Origin of the sequence: Amycolatopsis sp. cmx-4-54 (assembly GCF_046548895.1) — a bacterium.
Taxonomy (GTDB): Bacteria; Actinomycetota; Actinomycetes; order Mycobacteriales; family Pseudonocardiaceae; genus Amycolatopsis.
On the sequence record NZ_JAEBEJ010000014.1, the window covers coordinates 149,819 to 166,260 of the forward strand.

The following is a 16,442-nucleotide window of genomic DNA, read 5'->3' on the forward strand; positions in this document are numbered from 1 at the left end:
CCCGTGACCCGCACGGAGCCCGCCGATACGCCACTCGGCGACGCCTTCCACCTGTACGACACGACGTTGCGCGACGGCGCGCAGCGTGAGGGGATCTCCTACTCCGTCACGGACAAGCTGGCGGTGGCGAGGCTGCTCGACGATCTCGGGGTCGGGTTCATCGAAGGCGGATGGCCGGGCGCGCTGCCCAAGGACACGGAATTCTTCGCCCGGGCCGCTTCGGGCGAACTGAAACTGCGCCACGCCGCGCTCGTCGCGTTCGGCGCGACGCGCAAGGCGGGCGCCAAGGCCGAGCAGGATCCGCAGGTGCGGGCGCTGCTCGATGCCCAGGCACCGGTGGTCACCCTGGTGGCCAAATCGGACTTACGCCACATCGAACGCGCGCTGCGGGTCGATGTCGACGAAGCGTGCGAGATGGTGCGAGACACCGTCGCGTTCCTCGTCGGCGAAGGACGTCGCGTCTTCCTTGACGCGGAACACTTTTTCGACGGTTACGCGTTCTCCCCGGACACCGCGCTGAAGGTGCTCGACGCGGGAGTGAACGCGGGCGCCGACGTCGCCGTGCTGTGCGACACCAACGGCGGCCGGCTGCCGCTCGGCCTCGCGGAAACCGTCCGCGAGGTCAAGGAACGGACCGGATTCCGGCTCGGAATCCATTGCCAGGACGACACTTCCTGCGCGGTGGCGAATTCCGTCGCCGCCGTGCAGGCCGGCGTGACGCACGTCCAGTGCACCGCCAATGGTTACGGCGAACGGGCGGGTAACGCCGATCTGTTCGCCGTGACGGGAAATCTGGTGACCAAGCTCGGTATGGAGGTGCTCCCGACCGGAGGCGCCGCCGAGCTCACCCGGGTCTCCCATGCCCTTGCCGAAATCGCGAACATCGCCCCCTACACCCACCAGGCTTACGTAGGGGCGTCGTCCTTCGCCCACAAGGCGGGACTGCACGCGAGCGCGATCAAGGTGGATCCGTTGCTGTACAACCACATCGATCCAGCTTCCGTCGGCAATGACATGCGGGTACTGGTCACCGAGATGGCCGGCAGGGCCAGTCTGGAGCTCAAGGGACGTGAGCTCGGGGTCGACCTTGCCGGCCAGCCCGAAGCGCTGACGAGCGCCGTCCGGAAGGTGAAGCGGCTCGAATCCGAAGGCTGGTCCTTCGAAGCCGCGGACGCTTCACTGGAACTGCTGCTGCGGCGGGAGGTCGACGGCCCGCAGAGCGACGTCCTCGACGAACCGCCGTTCGAACTCGAGTCGTACCGGGTCGTGCTGGACCACCGGTCCGACGGCGAGGTCGTGTCCGAGGCGACGGTGAAGGTGCACGTCGCCGGGCAGCGCGTGATCGCGACCGCCGAGGGCAACGGCCCCGTGCACGCGCTCGACGCCGCCCTGCGCGAGGCGCTCAGCCCGCATCTGTCCTGGTTGGACAGTGTGGAGCTGGCCGACTACAAGGTGCGGATCCTGCCCGGCCATCCGGGCACCGACGCCGTCACCCGGGTCCTGGTCGAGACCAGCGACGGCGAACGGGAATGGACCACCGTCGGCGTGCACGGCAACATCGTCGAAGCGAGCTGGCTCGCGTTGTGCGACGCGCTCGTGCACAAGTCCCTGAGGGAGGGCCCGGCGTGAGGAGTCGTACAGTGGGGGAGTGCGTCTAGCCCGAATTGCTCATCCCGGTGGTGTCGCGTTCGCTTCGATCGAAGGGGACGGTGGCAGTGATGACGCTGCCCAGGTACTGGAAATCGCCGAGCACCCCTTCGGCAACCCCAACTTCACCGGCAAGCGCTGGCCGCTCGCCGACGTCCGGCTGCTCGCGCCGATCCTGCCGTCGAAGGTGATCGCGGTCGGCCGGAACTACGCCAAGCACGCGACCGAGTTCGGCAACGAGGTCCCGGCGGACCCGATGCTGTTCATCAAGCCGTCGACCACGGTGATCGGCCCGAACGCGCCCATCCGCCGTCCGCGTGGTGTCGGCCGCGTCGACTTCGAGGGTGAACTGGCGATCGTCATCGGCCAGCCGGTCAAGAACGTGCCCGCCGCCCGTGCGGCGAGCGCGATCCTCGGCTACACCGTGGCGAACGACGTCAGCGCGCGTGACCTGCAGAAGGCCGACGGCCAGTGGGGCAGGGCGAAGGGGTTCGACACCTTCTGCCCGCTCGGCCCGTGGATCGAGACCTCGCTCGACGCGGCCGATCTCGCGCTCAAGTCCGAGGTGGACGGTGTCCTCAAGCAGGACGGCCGGACGTCGGACCTGGTGCACAAGATCCCCGAACTGGTCGAGTTCGTGTCCGGTGTGATGACCCTGCTGCCCGGCGACGTCATCCTGACCGGCACGCCCGAGGGCGTCGGCCCGATCGAGGACGGCCAGTCGGTCTCGATCACCATCGAAGGCATCGGCACGCTGACCAACCCGGTGCAGGACGTCTGAAGCCTGCAATGAAAGGCCCCTTCATTGCAAAATTTGCGATGAAGGGGCCTTTCATTGCATCCGGCCGTCAGCTACCGGCCGGTTCCATCGCCCGCCGCGCGAAGACCGGGGCGTGTTCGGGCCGCAGCCCCAGGCCCAGCAGCCGTGCGGGGACGTAGGACAGCACGGGAAACCGGCCGAACAGCTTCACCATCACCGCGGGCGGACCGTTGCGCCTGCCCTCCATGACCGGCTTCATGACGTTCTTGTGCAGCATCCGCTGCAGCCCCTGCACCAGCATCGTCGGCGCGAGGCGGCGCTTGCGGACCTTCGCCAGGTCCGCCACCGACGGCCTGCCCCGGCGCAGCGGCTCGGCGAGCAGGGTGGCGGCCGCCACCGCGTCCTGCACCGCGAGGTTGATGCCGACCCCGCCGACCGGCGACATCGCGTGCGCCGCGTCACCGATGCACAGCAGTCCGTCGATATGCCACTTCCGCAGCAGGTTCATCTTGACGTCGAGGAACTTGACGTCGTCGGTCGTCTTCAGCTCGTCGACCCGGTCGGCCAGGTCGGGAAGGATCGCGGCCACGTTCTCCCGGAACGCTTCGATGCCCTTCTCTCGCAGGTCCTGGCCCTTGGGGCTGAGATAGGCGATCTGGAAGTAGCCCTTGCGCGGCAGCGGCACCGCGAAGCGGCGATCCCGCATCTTCGGGGTCAGCATGCCCTCGCGTTCGCCGTCCCGCCTCGAGATCCGGAACCACCACGCGTCGAACGGGATGGGGTAGTCCTTCGTCATCAGCCCGGCCTCGCGCCGGGCCAGCGACCAGCGCCCGTCGGCGGCGATCACCAGGTCGGCGCGTAGTTCGCCGGTCTGCCCGTCGGCGTCGCGGTAGCGGACGCCGCTCACCCGGCCCTGTTCGAGGATCAGCCCGGTCATCTCCGTGCTCTGCCGCAGCGTGAACTTGGGCTCCTTCGCGCCGGCGTCGGCGAGCAGGTCCAGGAAATCCCACTGCGGGACCATCGCGATGTACGGGTGTGCCACCTTCAGCCGGGTCAGGTCGGCCAGGCGCATCATCGTGCCGTCCTCGGCCGGGAACCCGGCGTAGGCGATCTCGCTGTGCGGCAGGCTGAGGAACTTGTCGCCCAGGCCCAGCTCGTCGAGCAACGTCAACGTCGACGGGTGCACGGTGTCGCCGCGGAAATCCCTCAGGAAGTCCTTGTGCTTCTCCAGCACCGTGACCTCGACCCCGGCCCTGGCCAGCAGCAATCCGGCGACCATGCCCGCGGGGCCACCGCCGACGACCACGCAGTTCGTGCGTTCGCTCATCCGTCCCACCCCTTCGAAACCCTTATTCATCACTTGTTGAATAAGCTCAGCATGCACCCGCCCGACCGGCGCGTCAAGCGCCATCCGGGCGGATACGCCGTTCGGGCTATGACCCCGGTCTCGCTGGTCGCGCGGCCGGACCGGCTGTCCAAAAAGGACGTTCGGGTGGATGGGAAAGGTCCCGGAAGGACGGCGATCGCGGAAATGCCCTTGTGGACGGTCCGCGACCCGAAGCCGGGTAAGGATTTCGTTGTCGTCACAGGGTGTGCGCGCCGCGAATCGGCCAAGGTGCCGGGCGCCGGTATTTCACCCGGCCGCCCGCGTTAGCCGTTGGCCGGTAACTAAAACACGTCATCTCACCAACTGGGAGTAGAGTGCCCGCGCCGGAACAGAGCAGCCTTAATCACCTCATCGGCAGAGTCGCGATCGCGCTGAGTGCCCTAGCCTCACTTGGTGGATTTCGCTCTCGCGCCCCGGGCCCCGTCACGAACCACGCCGGACGGAGCGCCGTGGGAGCCGCCGGAGTTACGCTTGGTGTGCCTCGACATCGATGACACGTTGATCGACTGCACGGCGGCGATCCGGCTCAGCCTGCGCGCGCTCACCGGCCAGAACGACCTTTGGCCGCTGTGGGATCTCATCACCGAAGAACATGTCGCACTGGTGGTGGCGGGCGAAATCGATTACGCGACCATGCATCACAAGCGTACCGAATGTTTTCTGGCCGAGATCGGCATTCTGGCCGACGAAGACCAGGTCAACGGCTTCGAAAGACGACGTCGTGAAATCCTCACCCGTTCGTGGCAATTGTTCGAAGATGTCATTCCGTGCCTGGAATGGCTGAGAGCCGCGGGCGTCCTCGTGGCGGCCGTCACGAACGCCTCCGGCGCACATCAGCGCAAGAAGATCGCCGACCTCGGACTCGCCCGGTTCTTCGATCACGTCGCCATCGCCGGTGAACTCGGAGTAGCCAAACCGCACCCGGCGATGTTCCGCTCGGTCTGCCTCGGCCTCGGCTGCGACCCCGCCCAGGCTGTCCACGTCGGGGACAAGCTCGACACCGACGCCATCGGCGCCCGCGACGCCGGCCTCGGCGCCGTCTGGCTCGACCGGGACGGCATCGCCGAGCGCGCGCCGGCGGGTGTGCACACCATCGCCGGCCTCGACGAACTGCCTGAGCTGCTCGTTTCCGAGTTCGCGAAGCTCGGCGTCCCCGCCCAGCGGGCCACGGATACCCCCGCTTTCACGGTGCGGAACGGCGTGCTCTAGTATTCTTTCTCGTGCGGCACCGAGCCGGTCAAGGCCGGAACGGTACCTCACTGGGGTATGGTGTAATTGGCAGCACGACTGGTTCTGGTCCAGTTAGTCTAGGTTCGAGTCCTGGTACCCCAGCTGGAGAACTTCCCGGAGTGAAACACAGCGTGACCCCCCTGCGAAGGCGGGAAACCCGGTCTGGTAAGTTTCTCCGCAGCAACACAGCAGGTGAACAACTGAAAACCTCCTTCTGAAGGAGGAAGTTCCTAGCCCCCGTCGTCTAGCGGCCTAGGACGCCGGCCTCTCACGCCGGTAGCGTGGGTTCGAATCCCATCGGGGGTACTCGCAAAGAGCGCCGATCATTTGATCGGCGCTCTTTGCTATTTTAGTGGCCGTCATCCTTTTCCTGCTTCTGTTATCGCGGGCACTTGATCTGCCGGCAGGTTGACCCCGATCGTCACGACGTCGCCGAGGCCGTTCAATTGCGCGGTGAGTTGTGTCACCTCGAAGAGCGTCTGAAGCAGGGGCCTGCGGAGCCCTGGCCAAGTCCGAGGGCGTGGGTGGTGCTGGAGTCTCGATGTCTTGCGCGTCCAGCTGAGCCGACGTTCTCGGTCGTCCGCCCGTGCCCGTGCTGCGGTGTCGTCCACAGTGGTCAGGTCGGCTTCCAGAATGGACGTACGGTCAGGTTTGAAGAAGCGGTCGGGGAATCGTCCGACCGCGTCCAGGAGTTCGTCTTCGCGGATCCGGACCGCGGTGTGTAGATCGGCGACGCCGCGGTTGTTCTTGCGGGGCCGGCACGCGGCGCCCGCAGCTGTGGACGACCCGTCCTCGGAACGGGTACGTGCGTTTGGTCTGCGGGTGTTGATTGGTGCTGCGTGACCGGGCAATCCGACCAAGCCGCTGGTGCCGTCGTCGCGCGACTGGAGCAACGAGGACTGCTCGAACGCCACGACGGCCGCGGCAAACCATCCTGCACCGTGCTATCACCACCGGCACTGCCCTGCTCAACGACTGCAATCAGGCGATCACGCCGACCATGCGAGCCAGTCTGTCCGGCCTCGACGACAACGAGATTCACACCCTGCGTGACCTTCTCGGCCGATGCACCTAGCGCCGCGACGATATCGACGAAAACGATGCCGGACCGATCATCGTCACGCGACGACCACGCGTCCGGCTACCCCGCTCCGAACTCACCGCCTGGCTCGGGTGGTCATCACGACGTGAGGTGCTTGTCCGGGATCCATGAGCCGTGGATTCCGCTGGGCACGCGCCGGGGCAGGGCGACCGTGGCGGTGGTGCTCAGGTCGTGTGCGTCGAGGACGAGCAGTTGGGACGCGTTGGCGCGTAGATCGCTGACGATCGTCAGCAGGTAGCCGTCGTCCTCGCCGGTGGCGCCTGCGGCCGGGACGAAGACGGCTTCCCCGGCATGCCGGTCGGGCCCCGGCAGGTGCAGGTGCCGCTCGCCGGTCGTCGTGTTCAGTTTGACGATGGCGAACTCGTCGAGCCCCGCTCCGGGGAAGGCGACCGAGTAGCTGATCTCCGACGGCAGGCCGGTGCGGTCGTCGTTGATGCTGGGGAAATCCGTCACCAGGTCGTCGAGTTCCTGTTCGGTCGCGGTCCCGGTCGCCGGGTCCAGCAGCCACCGGGTCGCGATCGCCCCGGTGACCGGGGCGATCGGGTGGCCGGGCGCGCCGATCCACCATTTCCACGAGGTCGCCCAGGCTGCCTGGTCGTAGGCGGGTCCTTCGAGGACGATCTTGCCGTCCGGTGTGTCGTAGGCGTTGGTGACGTGCAGCAGGGCGCGCTGGCTGACCGGGATCCAGGTCACGTGCGGCGCACCGACGCGGTCGAAGACGCCGATGCGGGCCGGGTAGTCGTCATGCCAGCGGTAGGGGATGCCCGAGGTTTCCTCGGGGTCGAAAACGACTGGCAGGTCGAGGAACACGGCTTTGGTCGCGGTGATCGCGAAGTCGTGCATCAGGCTCGGGCCGCTGCCGTCGACCACCTGGCTGCGAGTGATGTGGCCCTCGGGCGAGGCGACGTGGTAGGTCAGGTGCGGCGGGAACGGCGAATAGCTGAAGAAGTGCAACTCGCCCGTCGCCGGATCCTGCTTCGGGTGCGCGGTCATCGCCGAGGTGAGCTTGCCGTGGAAGTCGAACGGGCCGACGGTGTCGAGTTCGGGTGTGACCTCGAAGGGCAGGTTGGACTCTTGCAGCGCGAGGAGCCTGCCGCCGTGCTCGACGATGTGGGTGCCCGCGACGCTGGCGGTGAGATCGATGCTGCCGTCTTCGCGCACGAGCGGCGCGCCATCGAGCGCCGGGGTTTTGACCCAGCGGTTGCGGTACCACTGGGCGCGCCCGTTCGTCAGGCGGACACCGTGCAGCATGCCGGAACCCTTGAACCAGTGGCTGGGGGTGATGCCGGGCTTGGGGTTGTGGCCGTTGCGGAGGTATTCGCCGTTCAGTTCCGGCGGCAGTGCGCCGGTGACCGGCAGATCGACCGCGGTGGTCTCGTCCGGGACAGGGGCGTAGTGCCCGGTCAGGTAGGGCTTGCTCGTCATGACGATCTCCTTTTACTGCAACGGTTTCAGTGCTGGTGAAGGGCTGGTGCCCACGACAGCAGCAACGCCAGGCCGGCGAGTCCGGCCGCGGTGGCGAAGGCGGTGGCGAAGTGCGGAACGGGACCGGTGCCGGTCGCGACGGCGACCAGTGTCGCCAGACCGAGCGCACCGCCCATCTGGCGCGTGGTGTTGACCAGGCCGCTGACGAGTCCGGCTTCGCCCGGAGCGGAATCCGCTACCGCGAGGGTGGTGACGTAAACGAGACTGACCCCGATTCCCGCGCCGATCAACAGAAACGGCCCCACCAACGCGGCATAGGCCGGGCCGGGCCCCGACGCCAGCCACGCGAGCCCGACGGTCAAGGACACGAGGCCGCCGGCGAGCGCGGTGCGCGAGCCCACGACCGCGGCGATCTTCGGCGCCAGCAACCCGCCGATGGTGATCGCCGCCGCGATCGGCACCTGGGTGACGCTGGTCGTCATCGGGCTCATTCCCAGCACGATCTGCTGGTACTGGGGCAGGAAGTAGAACATGCCGACGCTGACGGCGCCGAGCAGTGTCATGATCGCGTTGGTCGTGACCAGCGGAGCGCGGGTGAACACCCGCAGCGGCACCAGCGGCCGGGTGACGCGCCGCTCGATGGAGAGGAAAGCGGCCAACGCGATCACGCCGAGGACGAGTGAGCCGAGGGTGACGCCGGCCGTCCAGCCGGCATGCGCACCGCTGACCAGGCCGTAGGCGATGCTCGCCATGGCGAGCGTGACGGTGGCCGCGCCGCCGACGTCGAACGTGCCGCCCGCGGCCGGGAACGGTCGCACCGTCCACAGCACCACCGCGGCGACCAGCAGACCCATCGGTGCGTTGATCAGGAAGATCGACGGCCAGCCCAGCGTCTGGCTCAGCACGCCGCCGAGCAGGACCCCCGCGATGCCGCCCGCACCGGACACCCCGCCCCAGATGCCCATCGCCCTGGCGCGCCCGGCGCCGTCGGGAAACAAGGCCATCACAAGGGACAGGGCCGCCGGCGCCATGACCGCCCCGCCTGCTCCCTGCGCCAGCCGCGCGCCGATCAGGACCGACCCGGTCGGCGCGAGCGCACATGCGGCCGATGCCGCCACGAATACGGCGAGACCCGCGATGAACACCTCGCGCCGACGGAACACGTCGGCGAGCCGCCCGCCCAGCAACAGCAAACCGCCGAACGCGACGAGGTAGCCGTCGACCACCCAGGACAACTCGGCCGAACCGAGGCCGAGACCGGCGCGGATGGACGGCAGCGCGACGTTCACGATCGACGAATCCAGCACGACCATGAACTGCGCCGCGGCCAGCGCGGCGAGCGCGAGCCCCCGGCGGCTCGTACGCCGGTGGTTCGAGGCAATAGTGTGTGATTGATCAGTCACTTCCGTCTCCCGAAGAAAGGCCCGCGCACGGGCCGGACCGAGGTCGGCTGTCCTGAGGGCCTGCGCGGTGGTCGCTTCTCGCGCGGTCGTGACGGTCGCGAGAACCCTGGAGCCGACGGCATGCAACCGGGTGATGTCAGCCGGGCCGGTCGAAGGTCAAGAAGACCACGCAAACCGGATGATCAAGCAGGAACACGAGCTTGTCGTTCCAGCGATCGTCATCGGTCGCCGGGATGGCGTCGAGCTGCTGGATCTGCTCAGCCATCGGCTCCGGACGAAGGTACGCACAGGCACAAGCCGACCAATAGCCGAGGTTATCCGGCTGTGCCTTCGAGGTTTGCCTTGATCAGTTCCAGGCCGGGCTGGATGAGGGCGGGGTCTTCGACCGGGTGCGGACCGGGCGGTTCGGTGTCCGGGATCAGCCGCTCGAACAGGCGGCAGAACAGGGTGGTTCCGTCGCCGAGGTCGAACGTGGTGAAGGTGGCGATCGCGTGCATCGGTGCCAGGGTGCCGTCGTCGTACACGTCCCGGCCGACCACCGTCCACAGTTTGCCGGGGACACGCGCCACCACGGTGTAGAGCTTCGGCTTCTCGTTCAGTTCCGGCTGGATGGTTTCGAGCAGCTCGTCGCCGAGTTCGGCGGGGACGTCCGCCGTTCCGCGGCGGACCTCGGTACCGAGGGCCATCGGCAGCCATTTCGGCAGGTTCGACCAGGTGGTCACCCAGTCGTACACCTCCTGTGCCGGGCGCTTGATGACGATGCGGTTTTCGACGAACCGGATGTTCAGGTTGTCCGGGATCTGGGGGACGTACAATTCCTCTGACACGACTTCTCCTTTTCCGATCAGGCGCGGGATTTCCGGCGCCTGGAGTCTTTTCTCCATTTCCGGTGACACGTCGGCCGGCCGGGAGGCCGCCGCGGTCACCGGCAGGGTGCGTGCTGTCCGGTCATGAGCGCGGCGAGGTCGTCCGGCTCCAGGAACGACGGCGGCGGTGGCGGGCCCCAGCTGAACAGGCCTTGCGCGCCTTCGAAGACCTCCGGGGTCCAGATCTCGTCCTCGGGGATGCAGTCCATGTCGGCGTAGTACTCGCTGAAGTTCCCCGCCGGATCCTTGAGGTACCAGAAGAAGTTGGAGCCCGCGTGGTGCCTGCCGAGGCCCCAGACATGCCGGTCGGGATTGCCTTCCAGCATCGCCTTCGCTCCTCGTCCGACGTCGTCGATGTCGTCGACCTGCCAAGACGTGTGGTGCAGGAAGTTCACCGGCGCCGCGAGCGCCAGCACGTTGTGGTGATCGACCGAGCAGCGCATGAAGGCGCCTTTGTCCCCGATGTAGTCACTGACCTTGAAACCGAGTCCCTCGGTGAAGAACCGCATGGTGGCTTCGAGATCGGTCGTGCCGACCACGCAGTGGCCGAGTTTCTTGGGCCGGATCGGGTCCTCGCGCAGCACTCCTGGCGCGCGGCCGAACCGCTCGATGCGGCCGGGCCCGTTGTACGGGGTGGCCGGGACGGGCTCCTGTGCGATCCGCGGCGCGATCTCGACGCGGACAGTGAATCCGGACACCGGCTCGATCGCGGTGACCGCGGTGCCGTCCGCGCCGCCCGCGACGCCGAGGTGGTCGAGCCGCGAAGCGGTGCGCGCGAGGTCGTCGACATCGTCGACGCCCACCCCGAGTTCGAGCAAACGGCGGGACGTGGCGTGCCGGACCCGCAGCTGCTCGCCGCCTTCGCGGGTGGTGAAGGCCCCGTCGCCGAGGTGGGTGAGCCCGAAATCGGTGTAGTAGCCGATGGTGTCCGCGACGTTCGGGACACCCATCGTGACCCGGGTGAGCCGGTGCATGCCCATGTCAGTCCTCCTGTCCGGTGACGAAGGTCTGGCGCATCTCACCGATGCCTTCGATCCAGCTGACGAGTTGTTCCCCGGCGCGCAGGAACCGTTTCGGCGTGCGGCCCACACCCACGCCCGCCGGGGTCCCGGTGAAGACGAGGTCCCCCGGATACAGGGTGATGGTCCGCGACAGCGCGGAAATCAGCTTGGCGACCGGGTAGATCAGGTCGCGGGTGCGGCCGTCCTGCACGATCTCGCCGTCGACCGCGCAGCCCAGTGCCAGGTCGTCCCGGTTCGTCAGCTCGTCGGGGGTGACCAGCCACGGCCCGACCGGTGCGAAGTTCGGGAACGACTTGCCAAGGCTGAACTGCGGGGCGGGACCGGCCAGCTGCGAGACCCGCTCGGAGAGATCCTGCCCGATCGTCACCCCGGCGACGTGGTCCCACGCGTCCGATTCCGCGACACGGGTGGCGGTCCGGCCGATGACGGCGACGAGTTCCACCTCCCAGTCCACGTCCCCTCCGGCAGGCAGCACGACCTCCGCGTCAGGACCGGTCAGCGCGGACACGAACTTGGTGAACGTCGGCGGAAGCCCGTCCGGTGCCTCGAAACCGGACTCGGCGGCGTGGGCGTCATAGTTCAGGCCGATCGCGACGATCTGCCGCGGGGCCGGCGAGGGCGAGCCCAGCTGCGCGCGGGTGAAGACGACACCGGGCTCGGCGGGCGGCTGGTCCGCCCAGGCCCGGAACCCGTCCCAGTTCTCGTAAACGGACTCGAGACCCGGACCGAACTTACCGCCAGACGCCGTCTCGACGTCGATTCCGTTGTCGTCAGCGGTCAGCAACACCGCGCGTCCGTCCACATTGGCCAGTTTCATGTTCTTTCCTTTTCATCGCTTCGCCACCGGGTCGCCGTGCGTGGCCGCCGACCGGTAGTCGGTGTAGGTGTAGGGGTTGTCGAGGACCTTGGTGTCGGGGATCTCCGGGTTCATGCCCTCGCGCCAGGCCTGCTCACCGAGTTCGGCGCGCAGGTGGTCGACCGTGGCCTCGACCGCACGACGCGCTCCGGCCAGGTCGGCACCGACCAGGCGGTGATCGCGCTTCACGATCTGGCCGTCGACAAGAACGGTGTCGACGTCCGCGCGCTGGGCGTGCAGGACGACGTGTCCGTGCGGGTTCAGCAGCGGCGTCATCGCCGGTGAGTCGTCGTTGCGGACGAGCACGAGGTCCGCCTTCTTGCCGGCCTCCACACTGCCGATCTCGCCTTCCCGCCCGAGCGCTCGTGCGCCGCCCCGCGTGGCCCACTCGACGACCTGCTCGGCATGCAGGGAAGTGTGGGTGACGGTTTCACCGCGAGCGTGCGCCTCCTGGTGTTCGTGGGCGCGGGCGGCACCCAGCGTCGTGCGCATGGCGGAGAACAGGTCACCGCTGCAGAGCACGCAGCTGTCCAGTGACAGCGACACCGGGATGCCGTGGGCACGCAGGGCGGTCATCGCGGGATAGCCCTGCCCGGCGCTCTGCTCGCTTTCCGTGGACACCGACACCGACCCGCCGGTCGCCGCGATGCGGGCGTAGGAGTCCGCCGAGAGCGTCGAGGCGTGCACGTACACCGTCCTGGCCTCGGCGTAGCCGTGTTCATGGATCAGCCGCACGGCGTCGTCGCCCGTCGCGCCCCAGACCCCGGCGTGCGTGGTCACCGCCAGGTCGAGTTCCCGGGCGACCTCGAAAGCCGGCTGCTCGGGAAAGCTCGGATCACCGGTGACGTCGAGGGCGATCTGGAAGCCTTCGAGATCGCCGGAGCGACGGTCGAAGAACTCGCGGAACTCGGAGGTGCCCGTCCAGTTCGCGGGCGCGTCCTGGATGTTGCCGTAGGCCAGCACGAATTTTCCCGGGACCGAGGCGAGCGCGTCGACCGCGGCGTCGGCATGGTCGATCGTCTGCAGGCCGTGCGACCAGTCCACGCAGGTGGTGACCCCGGCGTCGAGCGCCTCCAGCGCGCCGAGGAGATTCCCGGCGTGGATGTCCTCCGGCCGGAACTTCTTGCCCCAGTTCAGGTAGTACCACACGAAGTACTGCGTGAGAGTCCAGTCGGCACCGTAGCCGCGGGTCGTGGTCTGCCACATGTGCCGGTGGGTGTCGATCATCCCGGGCATGACGACGCCGCCGCGGGCGTCGATCTCGTCGGTGCCGCCGGGAACGACCAGATCGACGCCGATGGCCGCGATCCGGCCATCGACCACGAGCACGTCGTGGCCCTCGAGGACGGTACGGCGGGAATCCATGGTGAGGACCGTCCCGGCGCGGAAAACGGTCGGGCGGAGGTCGTTCGCGGGCATCGGTGCTCCTCGTGTCGGTGGCAGGCCCGGGCTGGATAATTCGAAACTAGGGCATAACTTTCGAAAGTTCAACCTAGATTCGTAAAGTGCTAGGGTGGGTGGCATGACCACGAGCGGCGGAGCGACCCGCACCGACGGCATCCACCAGGCGTTACGCGCCGACATCCTCGCGGGCCGGCTGACACCGGGAGGACGGCTCAAGTTCCCGGACCTGGCGGACCGCTACAAAGTGAGCGTCGGCGTCACTCGCGAGGCGCTGACGAGACTGGTCGCCGAAGGACTGGTGGTGGCGAGGCCGCGTCAGGGCTACCTGGTCCGGCCGCTGTCCCATCAGGACCTGGCCGAGCTGACGCAGGCGCGGGCGGAGATCGAAGCACTGGTGCTGGGGCTCTCGATGCGGGAAGGCGACACGCGCTGGGAGGCCGATGCCGTTGCCGCGCACCACCTTCTGGAACGCACGCCGTACCGCGACCCGGCGGATCCGGGCCACCTGTCCGACGAGTGGTCGCAGGCACACGCTGCCTTCCACCACGCACTGCTGGCCGGTTGCCGCAACCAGCGGCTGCTCGACGCGGCGAAGTCGTTGCGGCAGGAAGCCGAGCTATACCGGCAGTGGTCGGTGTCTTTGGGCAACGAACCCGGCCGCGATGTCGCCGCCGAGCATCGAGCGCTGCTCGACGCCGTTCTCGCGCATGAGGCCGACCGCGCGCAGGAACTGTTGCGCGACCACATCGCGCACACCGCCCGGCTGTTGATCAGCTGCGCGTCCGATCACCCCAACCAGGCCGAGTGAGCAGCCGAAGACGGGGCCGTGACGGAAGCGGCCCCGGCGGTCATATCGTCACCTCGACCGACCAGCCGCGGGCTGGGGCGAATCCCAGCGGAATCGGTTGGTGCCGTGGCGATCCGGCATCCGCTGATTCCCCGCTCCCGACTATGCGGCGGCTTCTGCGACGATCTGAAGAAACGCTGTGGCCGGCACGGGCACACTTCGCACCGCTCGGCCACTGGGCCGGGTTTCCTGTTCGTTGAGAAGCCTGTTCTGCTCCGGTAGTTAGGGCATGCTGGGGAGGTGTCTTCCACGGGTGAGGAACGCGCAGACGTGGTGTCACGGCGGCGGCGCGGTTGGGTGATCGTGTATTTCGTGGTGTTCGCGGCTCTGTGCTACTTGGGCACGGTCGCGATCCACTACCTGCTCGGTCGCACGGATATCTGGATTCACGGGATCGCCGGTCTGGGTCCGGTTATGGGTGCGATCGCCGTTGAATGGTGGAAACGACGGCGCCGACGTCATCGAACGACCAAGTGATCGACGTGCCGTGCTCCGTGCCGGCCGTGGCACAGCAGGAGAGCCTCCGGCCAGCCGCCAGGTGGATTTTCGCGTTCGCGCGAGGCCGGTGTCCCCTCAAGCGGGGGCACCGGCCTCATCCCTGGATGCGCGGCACGAGGTGGCGTACCACTGCTCGGCCGGGTGCTGCCGTCAGCCGGTGACGTCCAGATGCGCGGGCACGGGGGTGGGTTTGGGCGCCTTGCCACTGGGCTGGGGTTTGTCGGCGGCGGGCTTGGTCGTCGTTTCCGGCGGGGTGCCGGCCTTGGCGCAGGTGGCCGAAGCGATGTCCACGGTCTGGGTCTGGCCGAGCAACCTGGCCGACACCGCGGTCACGGTGAGGGTGCCGTCGTTGTTCTTGGTCTGTTTGTTCACTACGAGTTCGACCACTTGGGCCACCGGGACGGTGGTGTTCGGCGGCACCCGGTCGAAATCGAGGACTTTGGCGCCGGCCTTCAGCTTCGCGATCGACACCGAACCTTTGCCGTCGCGGCATTCGGCCTTGATCGCTTCGGCGCTCAACCCGGGTAGCGGGATGGTGGCGGGCAGCAGGCCGAGGTTGAGCGCGAGGCCGGTGACACCGGACTCGGCATGACCGGCTCTCACCTCGGTGGTCAAGGCTTTCGCGGTGACCAGCGCGGGACCGGGGGACGGGAGCCCCGCCGACAGGAGAGATTCCTTGCCGGTTCCGGAAACCGCGGGGGTGCGGGGAACCTTGACCGGCCCGGACGCGGCGACGGCGTACGCGGACTCGGCCGGTGCGGCATGGGCGGGTGTGGCGGTGAAGGCCAGGAGTGCCACCGCCGTACCGGCGAGCGCGCTCGTTGTGCGTGGGAACAAGGAAAGTACCTCCGTGATCGGATGTCAGGTGATCTGGACGACGGTGCCGAGCGGCAGTTCCACGAGGCGGTTCAACGCCTCGCGGGTGACGCGGATGCAGCCGTCACTGGTGGCTTTGCCGACGAAGCTGTTGTCCGGCCAGGTGTGCAGGCCGACCGTGCCGGGACCGCCGCCGAAGACCTCGTGTGAATCGGAATGGCTGCTCAGTGGCAGCACGATCGGGCTGTAGGTGTTCACGCTTTCCCGGATCGACGCGAGAATGAACGCGCGGCCGGTCGGTGTGGGGTGTTCCGGTTTTCCGGTGCCGATGGTCCACGAGCCGGCCGGTTTGCCCGCTTCATGGATTTCCAGCCGGAAATCGGCGAGATCCACGGTGACGCGGAAATCGTTCTGTGCCGATTCCGTGGTTTCCGGGGTGGCGTGCAGCCAGCCGGTCGCTCCGTTGGGCCTCGTGGGCAGCAGGACCTGCGCCCAGTCGCCCTGCCGGGCGATCACCGGGACCCAGGTCGGCGATCCGATCTGGGTTCGGGGCAGGCGGGCGATCGGCTCCGCACCGGGGGCGCGGAAGATGACCGCGTCCTCTTTGGGATGCAGTACTTCGCCGCCGGTCGGGGCGGTGGGGGACGGGTCCGCGGGCGCGGAGGTCAGTTCGCCGAAGGTGTTCGCCTCCGGGAGCGCGGCGGCGGCCGCGGGCGCCACCGTCGGTGTGGTCGCGGAACCGCCGGTGGCACCGGTGTCGCCTTTCGTCCCACAGCCGGTCAGCAGGGCGACCACTGTCAAAGAGAGAAGCGTGGAAACCATACGAGGGCGCGCACGACCGCTGAAGGTCCGCAGGTTGGTCATCGAGTGCCTTGTCCTTGGGCAGAGTGTTCCGCAGCGGGATTTCGCTTCCGTGAGAACATTCCTAACATCGGCGCGATGCGTTAATCAATCATCACCATGTGCACAGGGGAGGCTCTGCCTGCGGTTTTGCCCTGTTATCCCAGGTCGTAAGTGACCGGCGAATTCACACGATCGGGGAAGAGGGGCGATAACCGGTAACGAAGGAGCAAGTCCACTCAGAGTGTGTTCGGGAATTGTCCCCGAGGGCAGAGGTGATGAAGCCTCGCCCGGCGATCACCCGCTGTGATCGTCGAAGTGGGATGCCCGAGTCAGCCG

16 protein-coding genes and 2 tRNA genes are annotated in these 16,442 nt (G+C 67.8%); 7 read left to right on the plus strand and 11 right to left on the minus strand.

Translation table 11 applies throughout. The features are described from left to right. Positions 1-3 precede the first annotated feature (3 nt). Together cimA and ACLJQ7_RS35870 are read left to right on the plus strand one after the other, a co-directional pair. Positions 4-1,629 (plus strand): citramalate synthase, encoded by a 1,626-nt coding sequence (gene cimA / locus ACLJQ7_RS35865; RefSeq protein WP_410652606.1) that lies wholly within the window; start codon positions 4-6, stop codon positions 1,627-1,629. A 19-nt stretch (positions 1,630-1,648) separates the two neighbouring features. Then, complete coding sequence (locus tag ACLJQ7_RS35870) at positions 1,649-2,428, plus strand: fumarylacetoacetate hydrolase family protein (protein ID WP_410652607.1); 780 nt, start codon at positions 1,649-1,651, stop codon at positions 2,426-2,428. 67 nt (positions 2,429-2,495) lie between these two features. Here the strand turns inward: ACLJQ7_RS35870 and ACLJQ7_RS35875 are convergent, their stop codons facing one another. Further along, positions 2,496-3,734 carry an FAD-dependent oxidoreductase gene (locus ACLJQ7_RS35875; protein ID WP_410652608.1) on the minus strand — a complete coding sequence of 413 codons (1,239 nt, stop codon included), beginning with the start codon at positions 3,732-3,734 and terminating at the stop codon, positions 2,496-2,498. 534 nt (positions 3,735-4,268) lie between these two features. Here ACLJQ7_RS35875 and ACLJQ7_RS35880 point away from each other — a divergent pair. From ACLJQ7_RS35880 to ACLJQ7_RS35890, 3 genes are all read left to right on the plus strand, one after another. Beyond that, a complete protein-coding gene (locus tag ACLJQ7_RS35880) occupies positions 4,269-5,003 on the plus strand; it encodes an HAD family hydrolase (RefSeq protein ID WP_410652690.1) in 735 nt (244 codons plus the stop codon). 51 nt (positions 5,004-5,054) lie between these two features. Then, positions 5,055-5,126 (plus strand) — tRNA-Gln (locus ACLJQ7_RS35885). A gap of 131 nt (positions 5,127-5,257) precedes the next feature. After that, positions 5,258-5,330: transfer RNA gene (locus ACLJQ7_RS35890), tRNA-Glu, on the plus strand. Between the two features lie 53 nt (positions 5,331-5,383). Here the strand turns inward: ACLJQ7_RS35890 and ACLJQ7_RS35895 are convergent. The 8 genes from ACLJQ7_RS35895 to ACLJQ7_RS35930 form a co-directional block, all read right to left on the minus strand. Continuing rightward, on the minus strand, positions 5,384-5,938 hold the full coding sequence (locus ACLJQ7_RS35895) for a hypothetical protein (RefSeq protein ID WP_410652609.1): 555 nt from the start codon (positions 5,936-5,938) through the stop codon (positions 5,384-5,386). 266 nt (positions 5,939-6,204) lie between these two features. Beyond that, a complete protein-coding gene (locus ACLJQ7_RS35900; protein ID WP_410652610.1) occupies positions 6,205-7,551 on the minus strand; it encodes a carotenoid oxygenase family protein in 1,347 nt (448 codons plus the stop codon). A gap of 26 nt (positions 7,552-7,577) precedes the next feature. Then, the gene (locus ACLJQ7_RS35905; protein WP_410652611.1) at positions 7,578-8,954 is read right to left on the minus strand and encodes an MFS transporter; all 1,377 of its coding nucleotides are present in this window, start codon (positions 8,952-8,954) and stop codon (positions 7,578-7,580) included. Between the two features lie 136 nt (positions 8,955-9,090). Then, positions 9,091-9,219 carry a hypothetical protein gene (locus ACLJQ7_RS35910; RefSeq protein WP_410652612.1) on the minus strand — a complete coding sequence of 43 codons (129 nt, stop codon included), beginning with the start codon at positions 9,217-9,219 and terminating at the stop codon, positions 9,091-9,093. A 49-nt stretch (positions 9,220-9,268) separates the two neighbouring features. Further along, entirely contained in the window at positions 9,269-9,781 is a 513-nt protein-coding gene (locus ACLJQ7_RS35915; protein ID WP_410652613.1) for an SRPBCC family protein, read from the minus strand. Between the two features lie 95 nt (positions 9,782-9,876). Continuing rightward, complete coding sequence (locus ACLJQ7_RS35920; protein ID WP_410652614.1) at positions 9,877-10,800, minus strand: VOC family protein; 924 nt, start codon at positions 10,798-10,800, stop codon at positions 9,877-9,879. 1 nt (position 10,801) lies between these two features. Next, positions 10,802-11,659 carry a fumarylacetoacetate hydrolase family protein gene (locus ACLJQ7_RS35925; RefSeq protein ID WP_410652615.1) on the minus strand — a complete coding sequence of 286 codons (858 nt, stop codon included), beginning with the start codon at positions 11,657-11,659 and terminating at the stop codon, positions 10,802-10,804. A 12-nt stretch (positions 11,660-11,671) separates the two neighbouring features. After that, positions 11,672-13,117, minus strand: a complete 1,446-nt coding sequence (locus ACLJQ7_RS35930) for an amidohydrolase family protein (RefSeq protein ID WP_410652616.1) — start codon at positions 13,115-13,117, stop codon at positions 11,672-11,674. A 103-nt stretch (positions 13,118-13,220) separates the two neighbouring features. On the opposite strand from ACLJQ7_RS35930, the gene ACLJQ7_RS35935 reads away from it, so the two are divergent. Together ACLJQ7_RS35935 and ACLJQ7_RS35940 are read left to right on the plus strand one after the other, a co-directional pair. Continuing rightward, on the plus strand, positions 13,221-13,910 hold the full coding sequence (locus ACLJQ7_RS35935; RefSeq protein WP_410652617.1) for a GntR family transcriptional regulator: 690 nt from the start codon (positions 13,221-13,223) through the stop codon (positions 13,908-13,910). 279 nt (positions 13,911-14,189) lie between these two features. Beyond that, entirely contained in the window at positions 14,190-14,426 is a 237-nt protein-coding gene (locus ACLJQ7_RS35940; protein ID WP_410652618.1) for a hypothetical protein, read from the plus strand. A 171-nt stretch (positions 14,427-14,597) separates the two neighbouring features. On the opposite strand, the gene ACLJQ7_RS35945 is transcribed toward ACLJQ7_RS35940, so the two are convergent. Both ACLJQ7_RS35945 and ACLJQ7_RS35950 read right to left on the minus strand, forming a co-directional pair. After that, positions 14,598-15,284 carry a choice-of-anchor P family protein gene (locus ACLJQ7_RS35945; RefSeq protein ID WP_410652619.1) on the minus strand — a complete coding sequence of 229 codons (687 nt, stop codon included), beginning with the start codon at positions 15,282-15,284 and terminating at the stop codon, positions 14,598-14,600. Between the two features lie 24 nt (positions 15,285-15,308). Beyond that, positions 15,309-16,085, minus strand: a complete 777-nt coding sequence (locus ACLJQ7_RS35950) for a L,D-transpeptidase (protein WP_410652620.1) — start codon at positions 16,083-16,085, stop codon at positions 15,309-15,311. Positions 16,086-16,442: the final 357 nt, after the last annotated feature.